At 68.0% G+C, this 23,768-nt stretch carries 19 protein-coding genes; 14 read left to right on the top strand and 5 right to left on the bottom strand.

The annotated features are described in order from the left end of the window. The first annotated feature begins 77 nt into the window (after window positions 1-77). The 3 genes from AC3A6Y_RS23550 to AC3A6Y_RS23540 all read left to right on the top strand — a co-directional run bounded on the left by AC3A6Y_RS23550 (window position 78) and on the right by AC3A6Y_RS23540 (window position 3,858). Window positions 78-1,598 carry a GMC family oxidoreductase gene (locus AC3A6Y_RS23550; RefSeq protein WP_487870666.1) on the top strand — a complete coding sequence of 507 codons (1,521 nt, stop codon included), beginning with the start codon at window positions 78-80 and terminating at the stop codon, window positions 1,596-1,598. A gap of 214 nt (window positions 1,599-1,812) precedes the next feature. After that, complete coding sequence (locus tag AC3A6Y_RS23545) at window positions 1,813-2,124, top strand: polyhydroxyalkanoic acid system family protein (RefSeq protein WP_487870665.1); 312 nt, start codon at window positions 1,813-1,815, stop codon at window positions 2,122-2,124. A 312-nt stretch (window positions 2,125-2,436) separates the two neighbouring features. Continuing rightward, a complete protein-coding gene (locus AC3A6Y_RS23540; RefSeq protein WP_487870664.1) occupies window positions 2,437-3,858 on the top strand; it encodes an FAD-binding oxidoreductase in 1,422 nt (473 codons plus the stop codon). Between the two features lie 29 nt (window positions 3,859-3,887). On the opposite strand, the gene AC3A6Y_RS23535 is transcribed toward AC3A6Y_RS23540, so the two are convergent. Further along, window positions 3,888-4,262, bottom strand: a complete 375-nt coding sequence (locus tag AC3A6Y_RS23535; RefSeq protein WP_487870663.1) for a hypothetical protein — start codon at window positions 4,260-4,262, stop codon at window positions 3,888-3,890. Between the two features lie 193 nt (window positions 4,263-4,455). Here AC3A6Y_RS23535 and AC3A6Y_RS23530 point away from each other — a divergent pair, with 193 nt between their 5' ends. Further along, window positions 4,456-5,748 (top strand): flavin-containing monooxygenase, encoded by a 1,293-nt coding sequence (locus tag AC3A6Y_RS23530; protein ID WP_487870662.1) that lies wholly within the window; start codon window positions 4,456-4,458, stop codon window positions 5,746-5,748. A 104-nt stretch (window positions 5,749-5,852) separates the two neighbouring features. Next, window positions 5,853-7,631 (top strand): Rieske (2Fe-2S) protein, encoded by a 1,779-nt coding sequence (locus AC3A6Y_RS23525; protein ID WP_487870661.1) that lies wholly within the window; start codon window positions 5,853-5,855, stop codon window positions 7,629-7,631. A gap of 40 nt (window positions 7,632-7,671) precedes the next feature. Here the strand turns inward: AC3A6Y_RS23525 and AC3A6Y_RS23520 are convergent, their stop codons facing one another. Continuing rightward, window positions 7,672-8,625: a GlxA family transcriptional regulator gene (locus AC3A6Y_RS23520; protein WP_487870660.1), complete on the bottom strand. Its 954-nt coding sequence runs from the start codon at window positions 8,623-8,625 to the stop codon at window positions 7,672-7,674. A 108-nt stretch (window positions 8,626-8,733) separates the two neighbouring features. Between AC3A6Y_RS23520 and AC3A6Y_RS23515 the strand changes: the two genes are divergently transcribed. Next, a complete protein-coding gene (locus tag AC3A6Y_RS23515; protein ID WP_487870659.1) occupies window positions 8,734-9,732 on the top strand; it encodes an SLAC1 anion channel family protein in 999 nt (332 codons plus the stop codon). Window positions 9,733-9,755: 23 nt separating this feature from the next. Further along, entirely contained in the window at window positions 9,756-10,478 is a 723-nt protein-coding gene (locus AC3A6Y_RS23510; protein WP_487870658.1) for a DMT family transporter, read from the top strand. Here AC3A6Y_RS23510 and AC3A6Y_RS23505 read toward each other — a convergent pair. From AC3A6Y_RS23505 to AC3A6Y_RS23495, 3 genes are all read right to left on the bottom strand, one after another. Further along, window positions 10,379-10,753, bottom strand: a complete 375-nt coding sequence (locus AC3A6Y_RS23505; RefSeq protein ID WP_487870657.1) for a helicase SNF2 — start codon at window positions 10,751-10,753, stop codon at window positions 10,379-10,381. The two genes, AC3A6Y_RS23510 and AC3A6Y_RS23505, sit on opposite strands and share 100 nt — an antisense overlap. A 95-nt stretch (window positions 10,754-10,848) precedes the next feature. Then, complete coding sequence (locus AC3A6Y_RS23500; protein WP_487870656.1) at window positions 10,849-12,237, bottom strand: tetratricopeptide repeat protein; 1,389 nt, start codon at window positions 12,235-12,237, stop codon at window positions 10,849-10,851. 16 nt (window positions 12,238-12,253) lie between these two features. Next, a complete protein-coding gene (locus AC3A6Y_RS23495; RefSeq protein ID WP_487870655.1) occupies window positions 12,254-13,078 on the bottom strand; it encodes an alpha/beta fold hydrolase in 825 nt (274 codons plus the stop codon). Window positions 13,079-13,301: 223 nt separating this feature from the next. Between AC3A6Y_RS23495 and AC3A6Y_RS23490 the strand changes: the two genes are divergently transcribed. The 7 genes from AC3A6Y_RS23490 to AC3A6Y_RS23460 all read left to right on the top strand — a co-directional run bounded on the left by AC3A6Y_RS23490 (window position 13,302) and on the right by AC3A6Y_RS23460 (window position 23,660). Further along, window positions 13,302-13,736: a DUF2384 domain-containing protein gene (locus AC3A6Y_RS23490; protein WP_487870654.1), complete on the top strand. Its 435-nt coding sequence runs from the start codon at window positions 13,302-13,304 to the stop codon at window positions 13,734-13,736. After that, complete coding sequence (locus tag AC3A6Y_RS23485) at window positions 13,714-13,899, top strand: RES domain-containing protein (protein WP_487870653.1); 186 nt, start codon at window positions 13,714-13,716, stop codon at window positions 13,897-13,899. The genes AC3A6Y_RS23490 and AC3A6Y_RS23485 overlap by 23 nt, the downstream gene beginning before the upstream one ends. Window positions 13,900-13,934: 35 nt before the next feature. Beyond that, window positions 13,935-14,255 carry an RES family NAD+ phosphorylase gene (locus AC3A6Y_RS23480; RefSeq protein ID WP_487870652.1) on the top strand — a complete coding sequence of 107 codons (321 nt, stop codon included), beginning with the start codon at window positions 13,935-13,937 and terminating at the stop codon, window positions 14,253-14,255. A gap of 519 nt (window positions 14,256-14,774) precedes the next feature. Continuing rightward, the gene (gene bcsA, locus AC3A6Y_RS23475; protein WP_487870651.1) at window positions 14,775-17,093 is read left to right on the top strand and encodes a UDP-forming cellulose synthase catalytic subunit; all 2,319 of its coding nucleotides are present in this window, start codon (window positions 14,775-14,777) and stop codon (window positions 17,091-17,093) included. After that, window positions 17,093-19,411, top strand: coding sequence for a cellulose biosynthesis cyclic di-GMP-binding regulatory protein BcsB (bcsB, locus tag AC3A6Y_RS23470; RefSeq protein WP_487870650.1), 2,319 nt, complete (start codon window positions 17,093-17,095; stop codon window positions 19,409-19,411). The genes bcsA and bcsB overlap by 1 nt, the downstream gene beginning before the upstream one ends. Then, complete coding sequence (bcsZ, locus tag AC3A6Y_RS23465; RefSeq protein ID WP_487870649.1) at window positions 19,408-20,619, top strand: cellulose synthase complex periplasmic endoglucanase BcsZ; 1,212 nt, start codon at window positions 19,408-19,410, stop codon at window positions 20,617-20,619. Before bcsB ends, bcsZ begins: the two co-directional genes overlap by 4 nt. Continuing rightward, window positions 20,595-23,660: a cellulose biosynthesis protein BcsC gene (locus AC3A6Y_RS23460; protein ID WP_487870648.1), complete on the top strand. Its 3,066-nt coding sequence runs from the start codon at window positions 20,595-20,597 to the stop codon at window positions 23,658-23,660. The genes bcsZ and AC3A6Y_RS23460 overlap by 25 nt, the downstream gene beginning before the upstream one ends. Window positions 23,661-23,768: the final 108 nt, after the last annotated feature.

The following is a 23,768-nucleotide window of genomic DNA, read 5'->3' as shown; positions in this document are numbered from 1 at the left end:
TTTGCGGGAGTCAAATGCACCGTGCCGGAGCGCAACGCGGACGACGGTCGCGCGCGTCTCCGCCGCGGGAGAACGCAATGGCCAGCGAGTCGGACATCGTGATTGTCGGTGCGGGCTCTGCCGGCTGCGTGCTGGCCGCCCGGCTGTCGGAAGACTCGAGCTGCCGGGTGATGCTGATCGAGGCCGGTGGCGATGCCAATTCGACCGTGGTACGCCAGCCGAACAAGTGGCCGCTGCTCTGGGACAGCGAGGTGAACTGGGCCTACTCGACCGCAGTGCAGCCCGGCTACGCGCTGCGCAGCATTCTCTGCCAACGCGGCAAGGGTCTGGGTGGATCGAGCGCGATCAACGCCATGATCGTCATACGGGGCGACCCGCACGACTTCGACCACTGGCGCAATCTCGGCAACCCAGGCTGGGGCTGGCGCGACGTGTTGCCCTACTTCATCCGATCGGAGGACCATGTCCTCGGCGGGTCCGCATGGCATGGGGCGCGCGGGCCTCTCGCAGTGATGCCGCCGGAGGTTCCGAACCCCATTGCGTGCGCATTCGTCGACGCTGCAGTGGCTTGCGGACACCACCGCAACCAGGACTTCAACGGCGAGCGGCGCGACGGTGCCGGCCTGTACCACCTGTCGATCCGCGACGGTGTTCGCTGCAACACCGCGGATGCCTATCTGCGGCCGGCGATGGCGCGGCGCAATCTGAACGTGATCACGAAGGCGCGGGCCCTGCGCATCGTGCTCGACCACGACAGGGCGGTCGGGGTGGACATCTTCGATGGAGCGCAGGTGCGACGCATCGCCGCAGCGCGCGAAGTGCTGGTATGCGCCGGCGCCATCGATTCGCCCAAGCTGCTGATGTTGTCCGGTATCGGCGCGCCCCAAGTTTTGCGCTCGCATGGCATCGGCGTGAAGCATGCGTTGCCCTCGGTCGGCCAACACCTGTGCGACCACCCGACGGCCGGCCTTGTTCTGGCACTGAAGGCCCCAGTGCCAGCCCACGCCAACAGCAACCTCGCGGAGGCCGGCCTGTTCATGAAGAGCGTCGCTTCGAGCGACGAGTATGCGGCGGACATCCAATTCCATGTCCTGCCGCAGGCGCCGCTCGTGGCGGCGGCACAGGGGGCAACGCCATTGATGAGCATCAACGTCCTCGCTTGTCGCCCCCTCAGCCGGGGCAGTGTCGCGTTGCGGTCAGCCGACCCGCTGGACGCGCCGATCATCGACCCAGCCTACATGACGGAGTCCGCAGACCTCGCCCTGCTGATCGAGGGACTGCGCGAGGCGCGGCGCATCGCGGCGGCGGAGCCGCTGGCAGGGCAGCTGAATGGCGAGTCGATACCCGGCCTCGGCGCACAGACCGATGCGGAACTGGAGCGCCACGCGCGCAACACCGGCGCTGGCGTCTTTCACCCGGTCGGCACCTGCCGGATGGGCCCCGGCTCCGATGCGGTGGTCGATGCCGACTTGCGGGTGCACGGGCTGCTCGGGCTTCGGATCGCAGACGCCTCGGTGATGCCGCAGATCACATCCGGCAACACCAACGCTCCGACCATCATGATTGCCGAGAAGGCGGCTGACTTGATTCGGGGCTAGCGAATGGGTGAACGGGCAGAGACAATCACAGCGCCCGCTCCCACAGCTGCGCGAGCTGCTCGAGAAACACGATGCAGGAAGCCCACGTTGGTGAAGGACCGGTCCAGGGGCCCATTGCTGCCCGCCGAATGGTTCAGCGCACGCGCCGCTCGGAAGCCGTTTCTCCCCTCCGCAGACCCTTGCCCGCTGCGCGGATTCGCGGCACCCTATGTGCATGGCGGCGCCCATCGTCATCAGCATTCCACATCAGCTCGGCCGCGCCGAGGCGCGCCGTCGCATCGAAACCGGTTTTGCAAAAATCATCAACCTGTTGCCGGGCAGCAGCGGGGCCTCCAGCGAGCGCTGGGACGGCGACCGACTCATCTTCAGCGTCGCGGCGATGGGTCAGACGGTCTCCGGTGTCATCGAAGTGCTCGACGCCGCAGTCACGATGGAAATCGAGCTGCCCGGTGTGCTCGGCGTGATCGCCGGCGGTCTCAAGGGAAGGCTGCAGAGAATGGGGCAATTGCTGCTGACAAAAAAATAGCGCCGGATCAGAATCATCGGCGTCTGCGAAGCCCCGCCGCCGCATGGTGGAGGAGGCGCCGCAGCATGTCGGCCGCCGGCCGAGACCCCCACCGGCGGATACCTGTCCGATACAAAGGCGCGGCGCCGCGACATTCGGTGAATACCAATCCCTCGCAGACTTCGCTTCACGCCGTCGGTGGGCCGCCATCCGCCCGCCCGGCGCAGACCTGGATACGTCCGATCGGCGGCGCTCCTGCCGCTTCGCCAGCGCGGCCGGACGCTGTGCGATGGACGCACCCTCTCCCGGCCGGACCTCGAGGAGAACCGTTCCATGCCTGACTTTCGCACCTCCCAAGGAGGCACGATCGGCGTCGCCGACGAGCCCATCGCAACGCTGCGCGCGGCGCTGCGCGGCGCCTTGCTGCTGCCCGCCGATGCCGGCTACGACGTATCGCGCACGTTATGGAACGGCATGATCGACCGCCGGCCGGCCGCGATCGTGCGCGCCGCCGGCGCAGCCGACGTCATCCGGGCCGTGAACTTTGCGCGCGAGCACCAGCTCCTGCTGGCGGTCAAGGGCGGTGGCCACAACATCGCCGGCAAGGCGGCCTGCGATGGCGGCCTGATGATCGATCTGTCGGCGATGAAATCGGTGCGTGTGGACCCGATGGCCCGCGTCGCGCGCGTGGAACCCGGCGCGCTGCTGTCCGACTTCGATCGCGAGACGCAGGCCTTCGGGTTGACCACCCCCACCGGCATCAACTCGACCACCGGCATGGCCGGGCTCACGCTCGGCGGCGGCTTCGGCTGGCAAAGCCGCAAGCACGGGCTGACCATCGACAACCTGACGGGCGTCGATGTGGTGCTCGCTTCCGGCGAGTTCGTGCAGGCGAGCGCAACGCAGAACGCCGACCTGTTCTGGGCGGTGCGCGGCGGCGGCGGCAACTTCGGCGTGGTCACCTCGTTCGAGTATCGGCTGCACCCCCTCGGCCCCGAAGTGTTGGCCGGGTTGATCGTCTATCCGCTCGCCCAGGCGAAGCAGGTGTTCGACGGCTACCGCAAGTTCACCGCCGAGGCGAGCGACGAGATGACGGCCTGGATGGTGCTGCGCAAGGCGCCCCCGCTGCCGTTCCTGCCGCCGGACATGCATGGCAAGGAGGTGGTCGTGATTGCCTTCTGCTGGATCGGCGAGCTCGGCCAGGGCGAGGCGCTCGCCAGGTCGCTGCGCAGTTGGGGCACGCCCGCGGGCGAGCACGTCGGGCCGATGCCCTTCGCCGGCTGGCAGACCGCCTTCGACCCGCTGCTGCAGCCGGGCGCGCGCAACTACTGGAAGTCGCACGATTTCAACACGCTGAACGCCGATGTCGAGCGTATCGTGTGCGACGCCACCACCCAGCTGCCGGGCGACGAGTGCGAGACCTTCATCGGCCAGCTCGGCGGCCAGATCAATCGGGTGAAGGCCGCAGACACGGCCTACCCGCACCGCGACGCCGAGTTTGTTGTCAACGTGCATACGCGCTGGCGCGACGGGGGCGACGATCGCAAGTGCATCGAATGGGCGCGTGCACTGTTCGATGCGCTGACGCCACACGCCACCGGCGGCGTCTACGTGAACTTCATGTCGGACGACGAGATGCAGCGCGTGGCGGCCGGCGCTTATGGCGCCAACTATGCCCGGCTGGCCGCGCTGAAGGCAAGGTACGACCCGGCAAACCTGTTCAGCCAGAACCAGAACATCCGGCCCCAGGCCTGAGCCATCGTGAAGCAGGCGCGCACGGCGGGTCAGAGGTCTTCGATCACGAGCTTGCGATAGCGCTGCGCCATGGAATACGGCACCTTGCGTACGGCGCTCATGAGCCATTCGGCCGATTCCCCGTCCGGCGTCTCGACCAACAGCCCATGGTGGCCTTCCCGGGCCAGCTTGGTATAGGCCCGCACCGTGGCACCCTCGGAGCCTGCCGATGGCAGCGGGTTGTCCGAATCGGCCACGGTGGGCGTGATTTGGGAGAGGATCGAGGCGGGCGGCAGGTGAAAGATCTGGACCTCCGGCTTCTGCAGGCTCAGGGCCTTGGCGACGTCGATGGCGCTGGCCTCATCCGGGAACATCACCATGGAATACCCGTCGGGATAAAAGGCGCCGCCCAGGGTCGCAAGCATGGATGAATCAAGGCTGAACGTTGACAACATGTGTGGCCTTTCTCGAGTTTGGAGAGTTGCCCAAAACACGCAAATCTGACCTGTCGAACGGTGGCAAGAGGTAGGAAAAGCACCCCAATTCACCGCGGCCCTGGCGAAGGGGCGCGGGGGTCCGTCGCCTTGCCCCGGGCCTTGCCAATGCGAAGGAGCACCCATGCAACCGCCCCCCTTGCTCGACCTCGCCATCATTGGCGCAGGTGTTGCCGGCGTCATTCACCTGCACTACGCGCGACGATCCGGCCTGGATGCGCTGCTACTCGAAAAACAGGGCGGCGTCGGTGGCCTGTGGCGCCAGCTTCCGCAGTGGCAGGACATCCAGATCAGCCCGGCAGACTGGGCCCTTGGCGATCTGCCGCTGGGCGGCCCGAAGCAGCCCCACATCCTCGCCAACATCGAGGCCTGGGTCGAGCGCTTCGGCCTGGCTGAGCGCATCCGCCTCGGCACCCCGGTGTCTCGCGCGCGTCATACCGGCGCATGCTGGGAACTCGAAACGCTCCAGGGCCCGGTGCTCGCCCGTCATCTGGTGGCGGCCACCGGGGGCCACAACACGCCTGCGATTCCAGATGTGCGTCGGCACGAAAGCGCGGTGCGGGAACTGCATTCCAGCGCCCTGCGCAATCCGGCCGAACTGACCGGGCGCGAGGTGCTGGTGGTCGGCGGGGGCGCCTCGGCCTTCGACTTGCTGGACCTGTGCCTCGAGTACAAGGCGCGCCGGATCGTCTGGGCGTACCGGGGCTTGCGCTGGTTCACCCCGACCGGCAAGCCGAAGACCATCGCCGGCAGCGTGCGGCCCTACGCGAAGATGCAGGTCAACGGCATGACCGTCGCGCAGCAGAACGCGATGATCGGCGCCGACCTGCTGGCCCGCTACGAAAAGTTCGGCATCCAGTCGATCCGGCCCCGACAAGCGCTGGATGTGCGGCAAGACCAACTCATTCCGGGCCGCGCTCGCATGCTGGCCAGCTTCGGCGAGCTGGAGCGGCATTCGGGCACCGTCGAGACCATCGAGGGGCGCGACGTGATGCTGTCGGATGGCACGCGTTTGGCGGTGGATGTTCTCCTGTGGGGCACGGGCTACCAGACCGACCTCTCGTACTTCGAAGAGCCGCGCATCGCGAGCATCCGCACCGTCGGCGAACTGGCCTCGCGCTGCGCGTGCATCTTCCGCAGCCTGGATGCGCCCGACCTGTATTTCCCAGGCGTGGGGCTGGATGGCATCGGCTCCGCGCCGTGGGCCTTCATGCTGATGGCCCGGACCGTCATGTCGCACATCCGCGGCACGGCGCAGCTGGACATGGAGCCCCTCGCCTGCAGGCTCAACCACTTCGACATCGTGCGCCATCTCGCCGAACGGGATTCGGGCACGTACGGCGGAGAACGGGATTGGAACTTCTATCGCGACCTGGCACTGAGTGCGCCGGACGACCAGCCGTACCCCTTGCTCTGAAATCCGGGCGGCAGGGAAAGCTCGACGGCAAATCGGAATTGCCTCTTCAACTGGCATGAGGCAAGCTGACGACTCGGACGGCTGGACCGCCGGAGGTACGAGCGATGAATGAAGCCGAGACCAAAGAGGGTGACCGGTTCGTCCGCGTCGGCACACTCGAGGAGCTCGCCGCGCGGCGTATGACCATCGTGAGCGGCGCTCATACGCCGCTCCTCGTGATCGCGGACGGTTCGCGGTGCTACGCCGTGGACAACCGCTGCCCGCATCTGGGCTTTCCGCTCCAGCGTGGGACGCTCGAAGACGGCATCCTCACCTGTCATTGGCATCATGCGCGCTTCGATGTCGCGAGCGGAGGCGGCTTCGACTTGTGGGCGGACGACCTGCCGACCGCCGCGGTCGAGGTGCGTGACGGCGACGTATGGGTGTCGACCTGTTTGCGCCATGCCGACGGGCAGGCGCACTGGCGCAATCGGCTGCGTGACGGAATGGCGCACGATCTCGGCCTGGTGATCGCCAAGGCGATCCTCGGCTTGCGCGCGCAAGGCGTGCCGCCGCTCGACCTGATCCGCGAAGCGGCGCTCTTCGGAGCGCGCGGACGTGCGGATTGGGGAGCGGGGCTCACGGTGCTCACTGCGCTCGGCAATCTCTTGCCCGAGCTGTCGGAAGAATCGAGCTATCTCGCGCTCTACAAGGGCATCGCGAAAGTCGCCGAGGATTGTGCGGGGCGGCCCGCAAGGCGCCCAGGCCAGCCGCTGGAGCCGCCGCCGCCGGCCCAGACGCTGGCGCGGTGGCTGCGCCATTGGACTGCAGTGCGTCACCGCGATGCGATCGAGCGAACCGTTCTCGCGGGCATCTCGGCTCGGCTGGCTCCCGCCGCCCTCGCCGAGATGCTGCTCGCCGCCGCCACCGACCGCGTGTTTGCCGACGGCGGCCACACACTGGACTTCATCAACAAGGCCTTCGAGCTCCTGGATCTGATCGGCTGGGCGCACGCAGCCGCTGTACTGCCCACGGTGGTCGAGCATCTCGCGAGCGCCCGAGGCGCGGAGGAGTCGACCGCCTGGCGCCATCCGGTCGATCTCGTTTCGCTTGCAGCCGATGTGGCGGCCGAGTTCCCGTCGGCGATTGCGATCGGCGCACGCAGCGCCCACCGGTGGGCGGGCACCATTGCACTTGCCGAGGCATTCCTCGGAGACACTCCCGGCGCCATTGGGCAGGCGATGATCGACGCGATCGCCGAAGGTGCCGCGCCACCCGACCTCGGCCGCGCCCTCGCCTACGCTGCGGCGTTGCGGCTTGCCCGCTTTGGAACCTCGAACGAGCACTCGGACTGGGAAGCGGCACATCACGCTTTCACTTACGCGCATGCGACCCAGCGCATGCTGGCGCGCCTTGCGCGCGGCGGTGGCCCACCGGCCGCTGAAAGCCTTCGCGCGGTGTTGCACGGTGCAATGCACGTCTATCTGCTGCGTTTTCTCAACGTGCCACCCGCGCGCTTGCCTGGCGAAGGCGAGGACCGGCTCGACGATCTGCCCACCGACAACGACGCGCTCGAGCGCGGATTCCTCGACGCGCTCGACCGGCACGGCGGGGTAGAGATGGCTGCGCGTTACCTGGCCCGCCACCTCACCCTCGGCCACGATGCCGAAGCGCTCCTTGCTACGCTGGTACGGGCGGTGCTGCGGGAGGATGCGGGCTTCCACAGCTACCAGATGCTCGAGGCCAGCATTGCGCAGTTCCGCGACTGGGGCCCCACGCCTGAAGGACGACGGATTCTTTACGCCGCCGCGCGCTACCTCGCCGCCCACTCGCCGACGGAGCGGGCCGACCTGCAGACCGCTGAGGTCGCGCGCAAGCTGGCGCGTGGCGAGAAGCTGTACTAGTGCAGCGCGCTTGCTCTACGCATGTAGAGCGGCTCCGCCCTTACGTTGCGAAGCGCCGGCGATATTCTCCCGGGCTCACACCGAGTCGCCGGCCGAAGGCACGTCGGAAAGCGTCGACGTTCGCGTAACCGACCTCATCGGCCAAGCGCTTCAGGGGCAGGTCGGATTCTTCGGCCAGGCGGCGGGCGGCGTCGATGCGGGCATTCTCGACGAACTCGGCTGGCGTCGTGCCGGTCTCGCTTCTGAAGATCCGCGCGAAGTTGCGCTCGCTCATGCCGGCACGGGATGCCAGCGCGGGGATGGAGAGGTCGTCTTTCAGATGCGAGAGCACATGGTCCTGCACCAGCCGGACGCTCGAGCGTTCGGAGGTCTGTGCCGCCAGATGCGCACTGAACTGGCTCTGTCCGCCAGGCCGCTTCAGGAACATCACCAGCTCCCGCGCCACGCGCAGGGCGAGCTCGCGTCCGTGGTCCTCTTCCACCATCGCGAGCGCCAGGTCCATGCCGGCCGTCACGCCCGCGGACGTGAAGAGCTTGCCGTCCTTGACGTAGATGGCATCCGGCTCGACCTGGGCCTTCGGATACTGCGCTGCCAGGCGTTCGACGGAGTTCCAGTGGGTGACCACGCGTTTGCCGTCCAGCAGGCCCGCGGCCGCGAGGACGAAGGCGCCGCTGCAGACGGAACCGAGCCTGCGGACCGTGCGTGACTGGCGTCGGAGCCATTGGTGCAGTTGCGTGTCCTTCGCGACGTCCTCCACGTCGGGGCTGCCGGCCACGAGCAAGGTGTCGATCGGCCCGCGCTGTTCGGCGACCGTGGCATCCACCGCGAGCCGCAGGCCGCTGCTGCTCTTGAGCACTCCTGGCACCGTGCCGATCAACTGGGTCTGGTACGCGCGCGGTTGGCCCAGCTGGCGCGAAGCCTCGGCAAATACGTCCGCGGGACCGACCACGTCGAGCAATTGGACACGGGGAAAGGCAAGGATGGCGACACGCATGGCTGTGAGGGCTCATTCATTGGCAGAAAACGCCGCACCACGGGGTGAACGGCGCAAAGAGTATGGCTGAAAATCGCCATATCTACACATTCGGCCAAGGAATCATTCATGCAATTTGTGCCCTTAAACACCACCTTTCCGGTCTTCTCGCCGCCCGACGAAGTCTCCGTGCGCAATCTGCCCGTCAACCTCTTCGGCTCGGTGATGGGCCTGTCCGGACTGGCGCTGGCGTGGCGCCTGGCGCACGGCGCCCTGGGCGCGCCAGCCCTCGTCGGCGAAGCCATCGGCGCGTTTGCGCTGGGCGTCTTCGTGCTGATTGCACTCGGCTATCTGGTCAAGTTCGCCCGGCATCCCGACGCCGTGAGCGCAGAGTTCCGGCATCCCGTGGCCGGCAACTTCTTCGGGACGATCGCCATCTCGATCCTGCTGCTGTCGGCTGTGGTGGCACCGTACAGCGCGATGGCGGGGCGCGCAGTGTGGACGGTTGGCGTGCTCGCGACCTTCTTGCTCAGCTTCGTGGTGGTCTCACGCCTGTTGAAGGGGCGGGTAGACGCCACGCATGCGGTGCCGGCCTGGTTGATACCGGGCGTCGCCACCCTGGACATCGTCGTGACCGGTGCGCAGATGCCCATGGCCTGGGCGGCCGAGATCAACCTGCTCGCGGGCGCGGTCGGCGCGGTGCTCGCCCTGGTTCTCTTCGTGCTGATCATCGGGCGGCTGGTGCACCACGAACCGCTGGCGCAGGGCATGACGCCCTCGCTGATGATCCTGGTGGCCCCCTTTGCCGTCGGTTTCCTGGCGTATACGAACATCGCGGGCGGCGTCGACCGTTTTGCGGCCTTGCTTTTTTACTTTGCGCTCTTCATGTTCGTCGTGATCGCGCCAAAGGTGTTCCGGCGCAGCGTCAAGTTCTCCCCTGCATGGTGGGCCATCGGCTTCCCGATGGCGGCGCTGGTCAATGCGGCCCTGAAGTACGCGGATGACCGCGCCACCGGCCCGCTGTGGATGATCGCTGCGCTGCTGCTGGGAGTGCTGAGCGTCGCGCTGGCGGTGCTCACCGTGCGCACGGTGCGCATCGCGCTCAACGGCAAGCTGCTCCATGCCTGAGCACGACGCACGGAATCGCTGTCATGAGCCTCGGAATGTCCTGGGTCTTGGTGGCTGCCGCCGGCCTGCTCGAGATCGTCTTCGCGATCGGCCTGAAGCATTCGAACGGCCTCCAGCGGCCCTGGGTAGCCCTGGCAACGGGCGCCGCGTTGCTCGGCAGCCTGGTCCTGCTTTCAACGGCGCTGCGGCAACTCCCGATCGGAACCGCCTACGCGGTCTGGACCGGGATCGGTGCGGCCGGCACAGCGCTCGCGGGGCATCGTCTTGCTCGGCGATCCGGTCACGGCGACGCGCCTGGCATGCATCGCGGCGATCGTCGGCGGTGTGATCGGTTTGCAGATGGCGGGCTAGTTCGCTCCTGTTGCATCTTGAACCGCCGTCCGCCAGATTCACCAACGCCATGCCGAGGCTGTTGCATTCGATCTCGGCAGCCTGGGCGCCCACAAAGTGCGCGGTGCCCCTTCGTGGCGAAGCGATTGGGCCGGGCGTGCGCCCGCTGCGCTGTGGGTCCATTTCCAGACGAACCCGGCCAACTCCGGGCATTGGATGCCGAGGCGGCATCGCTTGGACGCAGGCCTTCGCCCGGCGCACAGAAACACACGACAAAAAGCCGGGCTCAGCCCGGCTCTTTCTGGAGCACCGCGCTTCAGATCGCGAGGCGATCGCCGCGCGCCGCTGCGCGGGCCTGGACGCGCACGCTGGCACGGTCGACAGGCGATTCGATGCGCGTCACGCCTTGGCCGTAGCCTTCGGCATAGGGGTTCGCACTGCGAGCAGCCAGAATGCCTTGCGAACGAACCGAAGCGCGCTCGATCGAGCCGGCGATACGGGTGACGCCCTGCCCGGCCACGTCGCTGAACGGGTCGCCGCTGCGTGCCGCCACGACGCCTTCAGCGCGGACTGCGGCACGGCTCTGGGTCGATGTGACCTTGGCCACGCCGTGATAGGTTTCTGCCTGAACGCCTGCGGCAGCGAGGATCGCGAGCGCAAAGCCGGAGAGGAGCTTGGAAGCGGTGTTCATTGTCGGAGTCCTTTCAACGGGTTGAATGGGTTGCTGTGGGATGAAGTTTGCGCCGGCAAGGGGTCTCGCGGATGTGCGTTTTCGCACCTCGGCGTTCATGTCGTGGAAACAATCCGGCCCTTCAAGCGCTTGCCGCCAACGGATCGCGTGCGGCCGCATTCCGGTTCCGCCGCCGCGGCGCGCGCGACGAAGCGCTGAGCGAGCGGGCTTGCCGGTCGCATCGCGGCTCGCTCGGCCGACAACGCCGCGGCGAGTGGCCGATCGCCGCTGCGCAGCGCCGACTCGATCAGCGTCAGGTCGAGCAGGTCGCGCTGGGCATGGCTGCCGCCGAAGCGATGCGCAATCGAGCGAATCGGCCGCAGCAGCGCGACGACCGTCGCGTGGTCGCCCGCCACGAAGGCCTGCACGGCACATGTCGCTGCCTCGCCGACCTCGGCGGCGAAGGCGCGGGTGTCGCCGTCGCCGGCAAGCACGGCGCGCTGGGTCTCGCGCAGCTGCGCGGCGAGATCGCTGCGCCCGGCGCTCGCGAAGGCCATCATCGCGTGCAGGTCGTTGAAGGCATAGTTGCCCCCCATGGCATGCGGCGCCCAGCGTTCGGCCAGCGGCCGCCAGCGGTCGCCGACATGCACGCCGCGCAGCGCCAGGCGCCACAGCAGTGCGCTTTGGTCGATCATGTCGAGCACGACTCCCGAGCCTGGCCCGCCGATCGACGTGTCGTACATCGTGAGCACCTCGTCGTGCCGATCCTGCTCGAGCTTGAACAGCGCCAGGTGCCACCAGTTGTGCACGGCGAAGAAGCTGTCGCGCGACCAATGCGCCGCATTCGGCTCGAGCCAGGCGATGCCGTGCTCCGGTGCATTGCGCATCTCGTGCACATGCGCCACGGCATGCCAGGCCCAGGTGTCGCGCGGCTGCAACTCGATCGCCCGGTGTCCTGTGCGCTCGGCCTGCGTGTAGTCGCCGGTCTCTTCGAGCCCGAAGGCGTGCATGCCGAGCACCGCATGGTGGCCCGGCATCGCATCGTTCCAGTGGGGCCGCACGCGCGCGATGCGGTCGCGCAGCATGCGCGAATCGCCGGTGAAGAAATCCACCTGGTGGCCGGCCTGCAGCGCGAGCAGGTCGCGCGGGTGCTGCGCCGACAGGTCCTCCAGCAAGCGCGCGCCGTCGCGCCAGCGGCCGGCGGCGATGAGCGCGGCGGAGCGCGCATGCATCCGCTCGCGGTCGGTTCCGGCGTGGCGCGCCGCGGCCTCAGCCGCCTCTCGCGCGGTCGCGATCGCCGGCGCCTCGGTCCCGAGCAGATGCAACCAGGCCCGCAGCGTGTGCGCGATCGACATGCCCGGCGCCTCGGCGAGCACACGGTCGATCGTCGCGAGCGGGTCGCCGATCAGGCAGCGCATCTCGTGCGCGGCCTGATCGTAGTGGTCGATCGCGGCGGCGGTGGCACCGCTCACCGGATGTCCCAGGGTGTCGATCAGAGCGGTCATCGTCGATCCTCCGAGGTCAGGCGATCGCCGTGCCGGTGGCGACCGAGGCGACGAAGCGGCTCAGGTCGCGGGCGAAGCGTTGCGGCTCCTCCCAGTGCATCGCGTGCCCGGCGTCGGTGTACTCCACGAGCCGGGCGGTGCGGATCAGGCCCAGCATCGCCTCCTGGTCCGCGGCCGAGCAGAACGCATCGTGCCGACCCCAGGCGATCAGCGTGGGCACCTCGATCTCGCGCAGGCGCGGCGAGAAGTCGTCGCCGATGAAGCCGGCGAAGGCGGCACGCCAGACGCGCGCCGGGACCTTCAGGCTCTCGGCGACGAAACGGTCGAGCATCAAGGCGGCGATCGGCCGGGCCAGCGTGCTCTGCTGGAAGTCGCGGGCGAAGGCGCCGGGCACCGGATCGGCGAGCGGCACGATCTGCTCTCGGTAGTACGCCACCAGCTCGGGCGGCCGGCCGAACCACGGCATCGTGCCGGCCAGCACCAGGCCAGAGACCCGGGACGGGTGGTGGGTCGCGAAGTGCATCGCGTTGATGCTCCCCATCGAGTGGCCGACGATCACGGCCCGCTCGATCTCCATCACGTCCATGAAGGCCGCCACGTCGGCGGCGAAGTCGGCCGGCCGGTATCCACCGGCCGGCTTGTCGCTGTCGCCATGGCCGCGTTGGGTGAGCGCCATCACCCGCAGGTCGGATGGTAGGTGGGGCAACACCGGCTCGAAGGAGCGCCACGAGTCGGTGACGCCGTGCAGGGCGATCACCGGCGTGCCGGAGCGGGAGCCCTGTTCCGCGAATTCGAGCCGCACGCGACCGGGGAGCTGGATCTGGCGAAGGGTGAGTTTCATCGTGGGGTCCTCAGGAGCGGCGGTGTTGAGAGGAGAAGTCCATGCCGAAAGTCTCGTCCGCGGGCGTATCGCGCATGTTTCGGGGCCGCCGGACTTTGTTCTCTGATTGTTGTCAACGTGTAGGCCGCAACGCGGCGACCGGCGACCCTGGGCGCCCGAACTAAAGACAGCTACCAGATGCTTAAATGGTGCATAGAAAGTGCCAAAAGAGTAGCATGTCAGGATGGAACGAACATCTCAGCTGAAGAGCCGGGGCAAGGCCCCCCAGCATCCCGTGGGTGCCGCCGGGGGCGGCCTCTGGGGCACGTTCGCGCTCCTGGACGAGCTCCGCGAGGACGACCACCTGTCGCCGACGAAATTCATCGAGGTGATGCATCTTGACGTCGGCACCTTCGCGCGGAATGCGAAGGTCCATCGCAACACGGTGGCTCGGGCGCCGACATCACCGGGCGTTCAAGGGCACATCCGCGACAACCTGAGGGTGCTGCGCGCCGCCAGCGACGTGGCTGCCGGGGATATCAAGCGCGCCATCTTCTGGTTCAGGAACGAGCCGCTGCGGGAGTTTGAGTACAAGACGGCGGAGACCTTGGTGGCCGATGGCCGCGCAGACGACGTGATCCGGTTGCTGCAGTCCTATGACGCAGGTGCCGCTGGATGAGGGTCGGCCAGGCAAACGGCACCTACTTCAGGGTTCACAAACCGAGCTGGGCATTCCAACCACTCAGCGGCGCTGGCGCTGCCAGGCAGGGGGACGTCTGAACCGTCCCGGCACGCACGCGCTGTACCTGGCTGCGGACGCACAGACCGCGCTGGCCGAGTAGCAGCAGTTTCATCCCTGCTGCCACCGGGCACGATCGTGAGCTACGACGTGGCCCTGCAACCGGTGGTGGACTTCACCGGGGGCTATGTGCCCGGCCAGTGGGATCCGTCGTGGGAGGACTTCTTCTGCGACTGGCGTAAGCTGGCGATCGCGGACTACGTTGAACCGCCGAGCTGGGTGCTCTCTGACCTCGTGCTGGATGCGGGCGCAAAAGGCGTCCTGTTTCCCTCCGTAGCGCACCCGGGCGGGATCCATCTCGTGATCTACAGCGCCAGCGTGGCGCCGAGCGACACACTGAAGGTCAATGATCCCGGTCGCGATCTTCCTGTCGATCAATCGTCCCGGAATACGACATAGCAAGGAGACCGCCGCGTCTTCGCGCCAGTGCGGCAACGTGACTAGCAGCCTTTTACAACTGTGCAGTCATCCCGCAGCCTCGCGCTCTGTCTGTGCGTGACCTATCACCGACCGTGTAGTGGAGCGCACTTCAGCGTCTTCGCTCGACTCGCAACCGGCTCGGCCCCTCGCTGCTTTCAACGATTGCTGCGGTGATCCGCGACCTCCCCGGCTCCTGCGGCAGCCTCCGAGTTGGAGACGTCCTGGACGTGGTAGAAGTCTCGTCACCGCGAAGCTTGGCTCCAGCAGCACGCGGACCTGGCGTCTTGCACATGGCGCCGGAGTGAAGGCGCTTCATTGGCAAGCACCTCATGATGGGAGCGATGGTAGGTGGTTTGTACTAACAAGAAAAACGCAAACTAAACGCCTCTTGCATGCAGTTCCTACCGCCCTCGCCCGTGGCTGAAAGAGGTTTCGCGTGGGTGCATTGACGATCTCTCCATCACATCCGCGCCACAGCGATGCGCTTATGGATTGTCAATGAAACTTGGCGCCGCCACAATCGTCGCGAGCTCCGATGAAAGACAACAAAGCGTCCCCCTATCACGCCGCCCCCCGCCAAAGCGCGGCGCGCCCGGTTCAACCCACCGCCCTTCGCATCGCGGCGGCTGCGCCCCCGCCTCTCTGGTGAGCAAGCCGAAGCACCCCGAGCGTTCAGCCTCCACTGCCGCGGGACCTGTGGTGTTCCGCGCAGTGACTTGGGTCGTCACGCTGGCAGCGCTGCCGATTCTGATCATCACGCCGATGACGCTGCACCAGCAGCTCACGCTGTCGGTCGTGATCTTCATCGCCGCCCTGTTCATCAACCGCTTTCCCGGCCGCTTTCCCACGCTGGCGCTGATCTTCCTGTCTGTCGTGGTGTCGTCGCGCTACCTGTACTGGCGCATCACCGACACGATGTACATGAGCAATGTGTTGGATCTCGTGCTGGCGTCGGGACTGCTGATGGCGGAGATCTACGCATTCGTGGTGCTGCTGCTGGGCTATGTGCAAACCGCCTGGCCGCTCGAGCGCAAGCCGCTTGCGTTGCCTGCCGATCGGGCGCTGTGGCCGACGGTCGACATCCTGATTCCCACGTACAACGAGCCGCTGTCGGTGGTTCGCCCGACCGTGCTGGCCGCGCTGTCGATCGACTGGCCACGCGACAAGATCAACATCTTCGTGCTCGACGACGGCCGCCGCGAGCAGTTCCGGGAATTCTGCGAACAGGCCGGCGTGGCGCACGTGACGCGCGACAACAACCGGCATGCGAAGGCCGGCAACATCAACGCGGCGCTGAAGAACACAAGCGGCGAGTTCATCGCGATCTTCGACTGCGACCACACGCCGACGCGATCGTTCCTGCAAGTCACCATGGGCTGGTTCGGCCGCGATCAGAAGCTTGCCATGGTGCAGACGCCACACCACTTCTACTCGGCCGATCCGTTCGAGAAGAATCTCGGCACCTTCGGCACGGTGCCGAACGAGGGCGAATTGTTCTACGGCCTGATCCAGGACGGCAACGACCTGTGGAACGCCACTTTCTTCTGCGGCTCGTGCGCGGTGCTTCGTCGCACCGCCTGCGAAGAGATCGGCGGCATCGCGGTGGAGACGGTGACCGAGGATGCGCACACGGCCCTCAAGATGCACCGCGCCGGCTACACCACCGCCTACCTGGCACTTCCGCAGGCAGCAGGCCTCGCCACCGAGAGCCTGTCGGGCCATGTCGGCCAGCGCATCCGGTGGGCGCGCGGCATGACCCAGATCTTCCGCACCGACAACCCGCTGCTGGGCCGCGGGCTGAGCTGGGCGCAGCGGTTGTGCTACCTCAACGCGATGCTGCACTTCCTCTACGGCCTGCCGCGCCTGATCTATCTCACGGCGCCGTTGGCCTACCTCGTGTTCGGGGCGAGCGTGATCCACGCCTCGGCCGCGATGATCTTCGCCTACGCACTGCCGCACATCCTCCACGCCAACCTGACCAACAGCCGGATCCAGGGGCGCTTTCGCTACCTGTTCTGGAACGAGGTGTACGAAGCCGTGCTCGCCTGGCACATCTTCCGCCCGACGCTCGTGGCGCTGATCAATCCCAAGCTGGGCGCCTTCAACGTCACGGCCAAGGGCGGGTTGATCGAAAAGAAGTACTTCGACACGCAAATCGCCAAGGCCAGCCTGCTCCTGCTGCTGTTCAACTTCATCGGCGTCGGCTTCGGCCTGTGGCGGCTCACCTGGGTGGATGAAGAGCGCATCGCCACCGTCTGGCTCAACCTGGCGTGGACGCTCTACAATCTCGTGATCCTCGGCGCCTGCGTCGCCGCGGCCAACGAGTCGCGCCAGATGCGCACCGCTCACCGGGTCGACCTGCGCATGCCGGCCACTTTGCATTTTGCTGGCCAGCCATCGATTCCTTGCCAAACCTTCGACTTTTCCGCCGGCGGTCTGGGCGTCGACCTGCCGAACGAAATGCGCTGTGCGCATGCCACGCCGCTCGAGGTGTCGCTGTTCCAAGGCGACGTCGAACATCGTCTTCCGGCCACGGTCCGCTTCAGCCGCGGCAAGCGGCTGGGCCTGCGCTTCGAAGCGCTCACGCTGGCCCAGGAACAGGCCCTCGTGCAATGCACGATCTCGCGCCCTGACATCTGGGCAGAGCGCTGGGGCAAACACCCTCGTGTCGCCGCACATCAGGTGCTCTTGCACATTGCCCGCATCAGCGCGGTCGGATTCAAGGACATGTTTGGCCACTATGGCCGAGCCATCGCGCGCAGGCTGCGTCCTTCAACGGCCGTCGCGAGCGCTCCTCGCAGCGGGGAATCCACCTGATGCGGGCGATCCATCCAGGGCGGCTCGCCGCATTCTTCCTGGCCTGGGCCTGCGGCGGCGGCTCGGCGCAGGGACTGCGCGAGCCCACGCCCGCAGCGCCTGCAAGCGCTGCGGTGGTGGGCCCCTCTGCGCTGCCCTCCGGCACGCCATCCGCACCCAGCCAGAGCGTCAGCGTGCGCGAGATGAACCTCACCCAGCTGGGCATCGACTACGCCATCACCCTGCGCGGGACCAGCGCGACGGTGGGCATACCGTTCAGCGTGCGTGGCGACGAGCTGGTCACGGCCGCGTCGCTCAAGCTCGACTATTCCTATTCGCCGACGCTCATTCCCGAGCTGTCGCATCTCAACGTGAGCGTCAACGATGTGGTCGTGTCCACCTTGCCGGTGCCGAGCGCCGGCGCGGGCAAGCCGCAAAGCGCCCTGATCCCCATCGACCGGCGGCTGGTGACCGACTTCAACCGCATCAACATCGAGCTGGTCGGGCACTACACGCGCGAATGCGAGGATCCGGCGCACACCAGCCTGTGGGCCAAGGTGGATGCGTCGAGCACGCTGCGCCTCACGGTCGAACCCTTCAAGGTGCATGCCGATCTCGCGACATTGCCGCAGCCCTTCTTCGACCCGCGCGACGTGCGCCGGCTCCAACTGCCCTTCGTATTCGGCAACGACGCGGCTTTTTCCACGCTGGAGGCCGCAGGGATCGTGTCCTCGTGGTTCGGCGCGCTCGCGGGCTACCGCGGCGCCGTCTTCCCGGTATCGAGCGGCGCGCTTCCGCCCGGGACCAACGCCGTCGTGTTTGCCTTGCCCGGCACCTCTGTCGCCGGTCTTGCGCTCCCTCCGATCAATGGCCCGGCGCTTGCCGTCGTCGACCACCCCGGCGACGCGCGACACAGGCTTCTGCTGGTCATGGGCCGCAACGCGGCCGATTTGCGTACCGCGAGTTCGGCGCTGGCCCTCAATAGCCGCGCACTCACCGGCGCTTCTGCCGCCATCACGAGCTTCCGGGAGCCTGCCGCACGCCGACCCTACGACGCGCCGCGCTGGGTCGCGAGCGACCGCCCGGTTCAGCTCGGCGAATTGGCCGCGCCGGAAGATCTCACGGTCGCCGGCTACACGCCGGATGTGGTCAAGGTCAATCTGCAGTTGCCACCCGATCTCTTCACCTGGCGCGCGCGCGGCATTCCGCTCGATCTGGGTTACCGCTACACGCCGCGCGTGCAGGCGGATCAGTCGACGCTGAATCTCAGCCTCGGCAATACCTTCGTCAGCTCGCTGCCGCTACGGGCTGCGAACCCGGCCGAGGACCGCTGGTGGAACCCGCTCGCGCGTCGGCTGCTGCCGGATGGATCGGTCGGCGAGCGCAAGACGATCCTCCTGCCGCCGCTCGCGCTGGGCTCGCGCAGCCAGTTGCGCATGCACTATTACTTCCAACCCGCGTCGGCCCCTTGCAAGCCGCTGCTCGACAACGTGCGCGGCGGGATCGAGGCGAATTCGACCATCGACATCTCGAAGCTCCCACACTATCTCGCGATGCCCGAGCTGGCGGCCTTCGCCAACGGCGGGTTTCCCTTCACGCGCCTCGCCGATCTGGCCGAAACCGCGGTGGTGCTGCCCGACCAGCCGGCGTCGACGGAGCTGGAGACCTACCTTGCGCTGATGGGACAGCTCGGCAACGCCACCGGCTATCCGGCGCTCAGGGTTGCGGTCGGCGGTGCCTCGAAAGTGTCGCAGTGGGCGAACAAGGACCTGCTGGTCATCGGCGGTCTCCAGAGCCAGCCGCTCTTCGCCCAGTGGGCAGATCGGATGCCGCTCAAACGCGCCGACGGCGCGCGCGAATTCCGCCTGGGACCTTGGCTCGAGGACACGCTGAAGTTCGTCGCCGGCACGCGCCAGCGCGAGGATCTGCCGTCCAGCACGCAGATGACCGTCGCGAGCGACGGCAGCGACGCCGTGCTGTCAGGGTTCGAATCGCCGCTCGAACCGGGACGCAGCGTGGTGGCGGTGGTTGCCAATGCCGGCTCCCAGCGGGCGCTGCTGAACGCGCTGATGTCGCCCGAGCTGCTGAAGGGCATCCAGGGCAGCACGTCGATCGTGCGAGACGCACAGGTCCACAGCCTGCTCGCGGGAGAGACCTACTATGTCGGCCATCTGCCGCCCATCGCCTGGCTGCAGTGGAATCTCTCGCGCAGCCCGCTGCTGCTGGCCGCCCTGATCGTGGCGCTCGCCTTCGTTGGCGCCGGCGCGGCGTATCTCAGCCTGCAGCTGCGCGCGCGGCGACGACTGCGCTGGCGAACGGACATCGTGAATCACCAATGACGCGGCTCCAGCGCCCTTCGACCGCGCCTCACGCCCGGCGGCGCCGCCTGCTCACCGCGCTCTCGCTCTCGCCTCTCCTGGCCGGCATGCCGGCCCTGGCGCATGCGAACGCCAGCGCATGCCTCGCCGTGACGGACTGGACCAGCTTCGTGGAGCGCCATATCCAGCGAGACGGCCGGGTCATCGACTTCGACACGGCCGAGCAGCACTCGACGTCGGAAGGACAGTCCTATGGCCTCTTCCTCGCGCTGGTGCACAACGACCGTTCCACCTTCGATCGGGTTCTCCGGTGGACCGACCTCAATCTCGCTGCCGGCAAGCTCGCGCAGCGCCTGCCTGCCTGGCGATGGGGCCGCAAGGCCGATGGCGGCTGGGGTGTGCTCGACGAAAACCCGGCATCCGATGCCGACCTCTGGATCGCCTATGCGCTGCTCGAGGCCGGGCGCCTCTGGAATGAACCGGGCTACAAGGCATTGGGACGCAGCGTGCTCTCGAACGCGACGCGCGAGGAGATCGTTTCGCTGCCCGGGCTGGGCCGAATGCTCTTGCCCTGGCCGCGCTCGATCGCCCACGGGCCGCTGTGGCGCCTCAATCCGAGCTACCTGCCGCTGCAATTGATGCGCCGCTTCCAGCAGGAGGACGCCCATGGGCCTTGGCGCGAGATGGCGGACAACACGGTTCGGATGCTGGGCGTCGTCGCGCCGCGCGGCTTCGCTCCCGACTGGTGTGCGTGGTCCGAGAAGGAACAGACCTTCGTGGCCGACCCTGAGAAGAGCACCGTGGGCGGCTACGACGCCATTCGCGTCTACCTTTGGGCCGGCATGCTGCATGCGCAGGATCCGGCGCGCCCCCAACTGTTGAGAGCGCTGCACGGCCCTCGCACGCTGCTCTTGCAGAGCAAGCCGCTGCCCGAATTCGTGGACACGGACACTGGCGCGGCACGCGGCAGGGCACCCGTCGGCTTTGCAGGCGCCCTCCTGCCCTACCTCAAGGCGCAGGGGCTGCAAGGCCCGCTCGGCACGCAGATCGCGCGGATTCGCGAACGCGCGCCGAGCCCGGCCCAGCCCGCCTCGGCGCCGCTGCCCTACTACGAGCGAATGCTGCTGCTGTTCGGCCAGGCATGGCTCGACGGCCGCTATGCGTTCGACCGAGCTGGCGAACTGCAGCCGAACTGGAGGCTTTTGTGCCCTTCGACGCAACTCGCCTGAGACGGCTGGCGTGCCAGGCCGCGCTGGGTGTGCTCGCTGCGGCAGGACCGGCCGCCGCCCAGATCGACGCCAGGTCCGCCCTGGCCGAACAGGGCGTCTACTGGCTGAGCCTGGGTCGCCTCGAGCTCGCCGAAGCAAGCTGGCGCAAGCTGCTCAGTGCCGATCCTCGGTCGGCCGATGCGATGTACGGCATGTCGCAGGTCGAGCTGGCGCGGGGCAACACGGAGGCAGCGCGCGGCTGGATCGCCCGCTTGCGCGCGGCGCATCCCGGCGACGCCAGGGCAGGTCGGTTCGAAGCGCGCTTGCGCCAGCCCGGCGGGCAGACTACCGACCTGCAAGCCGCGCGCTCGGCCGCCCGCGCGGGACGCACCGCCGAGGCGCTGCAGCTGTATCGCGCGATGTTCGGCAACCGGCCGCCGCCCGAGCCGCTCGCGGCCGAGTTCTACCAGTTGCTCGGCGGCAGTCCGCACGGATGGGACGAGGCCCTCACGGGGCTCGAGCAACTCGTGCGGCGCAAGCCGGACAACCTCGACTACAGGCTCGCGCTCGCACAGCTCCAGACCTACCGGGAACCGACCCGGCGCCAGGGCATCCGCAGCCTCGCGGATCTCTCGAAGCAGCCCGCCACTGCTGCCGCGGCGCGCGCCAGCTGGCGCCAGGCACTGCTCTGGCTCGATGCGCGCGCCGCGGATGCGTCGCTCTACCGCGATTTTCTCGCGCTGCAAGCCGATACCGTGCTGGCCCAGCGCCTGGAGGGCTTGGCCGATGCACGGCCCGCGGCCGCTGCGCCCCCTGCGACCGACCCGACGGGCCCGGGCTTCGCGGCCCTCGAGCGCGGCGATCTCTCCGCGGCCGAGCGGCGCTTTCGCGACGCACTGCGGCTGCGGCCCGGCCACACCGACGCGTTGGGCGGACTCGGCCTCGTTCGCCTGCGCCAGCAGCGTTTCGCGCAAGCCCAGGATCTTCTGCAGCAGGCTTCGAAGGGGGGCGCCCGAAAGTGGGCTTCCGCGCTTCGAAGCGCCACCTATTGGAACTTGCTGGGACAGGCGAACACTGCGCGTGGCAGGAACGATCCGGCCACCGCTCGCAGCCTGTTGGAACGCGCCGTGCAGCTCGATCCCGGCGAGGCCGCGGGCCGATCTGCACTGGCGCAGCTGCGGCAGGACCGCATTGACCAAGCGCGTGCGCAAGCCCGGCGGCAGCGCGAGGCGGACCGGCCCGCCGACGCGCGCCGCACACTCGAAGAGGCCCTGGCCGCCGATCCGGACAGCGTCTGGATCCGCCATGACCTCGCGCTCGAATATCGCCGCCAGGGACTGGCCGCGAAGTCGCGCGATGCCATGGACGGCTTGCCGGCCGCGCAGGGCGGTACGCCGGATGAGCTCCATGCGCGCGCGCTGCTGGCAGCGGATGCCGGGGAACCGGCGGAGGGTTTGCAGTACCTCGAACGCCTGCCCGCAGAAGCGCGAACGCCGGACACGACGGCGCTGCAACGCCGCCTGTGGACGCTCGACCGGACGCGGCGGGCTGTCGATCTGGTGCGCCAGGGGCAGGTCGACGCGGCACGCGTGCTGCTGGCGAGTACCGAGTCGACGCTCGGTGCCGATCTTCCGCGCCCGGCGCTGGGCCCGCTCGCGCTGGCCTGGAGCGATGCGGGCGACCTGACGCGCGCGTTGACCTTGAGCCGACGGCTGGTGGCGAGCGACGGGCCGCCCTCCACGGCCGACCAGTTGCTCCACGCGTCCCTGCTGTTCAAGGCCCGTGAGGACGGCGAGCTGGCGGCGGTGCTGGACCGGCTGCAGGCGGCCGACATGACAGGCGCGCAGCGCCAGGACTTCGACGCCCTGCGCATCGGCCAGGAGGCGCGCCAAGCCCATGCCCGGCCGGCGGCCGCGAGCGTCGAGGCCGAGCGCGGCGCCACCCTCATGGCCGGCGCGGTGTATCGACGCCGCAGCGGCGAGGCGGGACTCGGGCGGCTGTCGGACAAGCAGATACCCATCGAAGCGCGCATTCCCCTGGGCGAAGGCCGGCTCGTGCTGGGCGTGACGCCGACCGAGCTCGATGCCGGCACGTTGGCAACCGACCCCACGAGCGCCAGTCGCTTCGGCGGCGGAGCGCCCGCCGCGCAGCGGCAGTCGCTCGGCGCTGTCGCCCCGCCGGGCGCGCAGAACGCGCGCGGGGTCGGGCTCGGCGTCGGCTTTGCAAGCGATCAGCTCGATGCCCGCATCGGGACCACGCCCATCGGCTTCGCAGTGACCAACGTCATCGGCAATGTCACCTACAGCGGCCAATTCGCCAACGACGTCTCGTTGAAGGCGGATCTGTCGCGCCGTCCGGTGACCGACAGCCTGCTGTCTTTCGCCGGCACGCGCGATCCGCGCACCGGCATCGAGTGGGGCGGTGTGGTCGCCACCGGCGGCCGCCTGGACCTGGCCCGCGACTTCGGGTCGCACGGCATCTACGGCTACGGCTCGGCCCATTCGATCACCGGCAAGAACGTGACGAGCAACACCCGCTACGAGCTCGGTGCGGGCACGTACGTGCCCGTATTGCGAAGCGCGGACTCCGCATTGACCATGGGCGTGAACCTGGACCTACTCTCCTACGACAAGAACCTGAGCCGGTTCACGCATGGACAAGGCGGCTACTTCAGCCCCCAGCGCTATGCCAGCCTCACCTTCCCGCTCGACTGGAGCGGCCGCGACCGGCGGCTGTCGTGGCGGCTGAACGCATCGATCGGCGTGCAGTCCTTCAGGGAAGATCCCGTCACCGACTCCGCCGCGGGCGGCACACCGCTGCTCGCGGCTCCGGGCAACCGCCGCACCGGCGTGGCCTACAACGTCGCCGCGATCATCGAGTACCAGATCGCGCCGCAGCTCTTTCTGGGCGGCGCGCTCGGATTCAGCAACGCGCGCGACTATCGGCAGTTCACGGGCAACGCCTATCTGCGCTATGTGTTCGGCAGTCCCGGCTCCAAGGGCGCGCCCGCCGGCGGGGTGACGCTCAGGCCGTTCAGCTCGCCGTACACGCCGCTGTTGTAGGTCGGAGACGAAGAGGCGCGCCGCGACCGGCTCTTTTCGGAGAGGCGGTGTCGCCCGCCGTGTTGCGGGATGGCAAGACGGAAAACCAATGACAAAGGAGAAGAGCTC

The sequence above is a fragment of the Variovorax sp. Soil_C_17 genome (genome assembly GCF_057657265.1).
Note: the sequence above shows the minus strand (reverse complement) of the source record. Positions and strands in the feature narration are given on the sequence as shown.

Coding starts and splice junctions, on each gene's coding strand:
- AC3A6Y_RS23550 (WP_487870666.1), top strand. CDS start 78: ATGGCCAGCGAGTCGGACATCGTGATTGTCGGTGCGGGCTCTGCCGGC.
- AC3A6Y_RS23545 (WP_487870665.1), top strand. CDS start 1,813: ATGGCGGCGCCCATCGTCATCAGCATTCCACATCAGCTCGGCCGCGCC.
- AC3A6Y_RS23540 (WP_487870664.1), top strand. CDS start 2,437: ATGCCTGACTTTCGCACCTCCCAAGGAGGCACGATCGGCGTCGCCGAC.
- AC3A6Y_RS23535 (WP_487870663.1), bottom strand. CDS start 4,262: ATGCTTGCGACCCTGGGCGGCGCCTTTTATCCCGACGGGTATTCCATG.
- AC3A6Y_RS23530 (WP_487870662.1), top strand. CDS start 4,456: ATGCAACCGCCCCCCTTGCTCGACCTCGCCATCATTGGCGCAGGTGTT.
- AC3A6Y_RS23525 (WP_487870661.1), top strand. CDS start 5,853: ATGAATGAAGCCGAGACCAAAGAGGGTGACCGGTTCGTCCGCGTCGGC.
- AC3A6Y_RS23520 (WP_487870660.1), bottom strand. CDS start 8,625: ATGCGTGTCGCCATCCTTGCCTTTCCCCGTGTCCAATTGCTCGACGTG.
- AC3A6Y_RS23515 (WP_487870659.1), top strand. CDS start 8,734: ATGCAATTTGTGCCCTTAAACACCACCTTTCCGGTCTTCTCGCCGCCC.
- AC3A6Y_RS23510 (WP_487870658.1), top strand. CDS start 9,756: ATGAGCCTCGGAATGTCCTGGGTCTTGGTGGCTGCCGCCGGCCTGCTC.
- AC3A6Y_RS23505 (WP_487870657.1), bottom strand. CDS start 10,753: ATGAACACCGCTTCCAAGCTCCTCTCCGGCTTTGCGCTCGCGATCCTC.
- AC3A6Y_RS23500 (WP_487870656.1), bottom strand. CDS start 12,237: ATGACCGCTCTGATCGACACCCTGGGACATCCGGTGAGCGGTGCCACC.
- AC3A6Y_RS23495 (WP_487870655.1), bottom strand. CDS start 13,078: ATGAAACTCACCCTTCGCCAGATCCAGCTCCCCGGTCGCGTGCGGCTC.
- AC3A6Y_RS23490 (WP_487870654.1), top strand. CDS start 13,302: ATGGAACGAACATCTCAGCTGAAGAGCCGGGGCAAGGCCCCCCAGCAT.
- AC3A6Y_RS23485 (WP_487870653.1), top strand. CDS start 13,714: ATGACGCAGGTGCCGCTGGATGAGGGTCGGCCAGGCAAACGGCACCTA.
- bcsA (WP_487870651.1), top strand. CDS start 14,775: ATGAAACTTGGCGCCGCCACAATCGTCGCGAGCTCCGATGAAAGACAA.
- bcsB (WP_487870650.1), top strand. CDS start 17,093: ATGCGGGCGATCCATCCAGGGCGGCTCGCCGCATTCTTCCTGGCCTGG.
- bcsZ (WP_487870649.1), top strand. CDS start 19,408: ATGACGCGGCTCCAGCGCCCTTCGACCGCGCCTCACGCCCGGCGGCGC.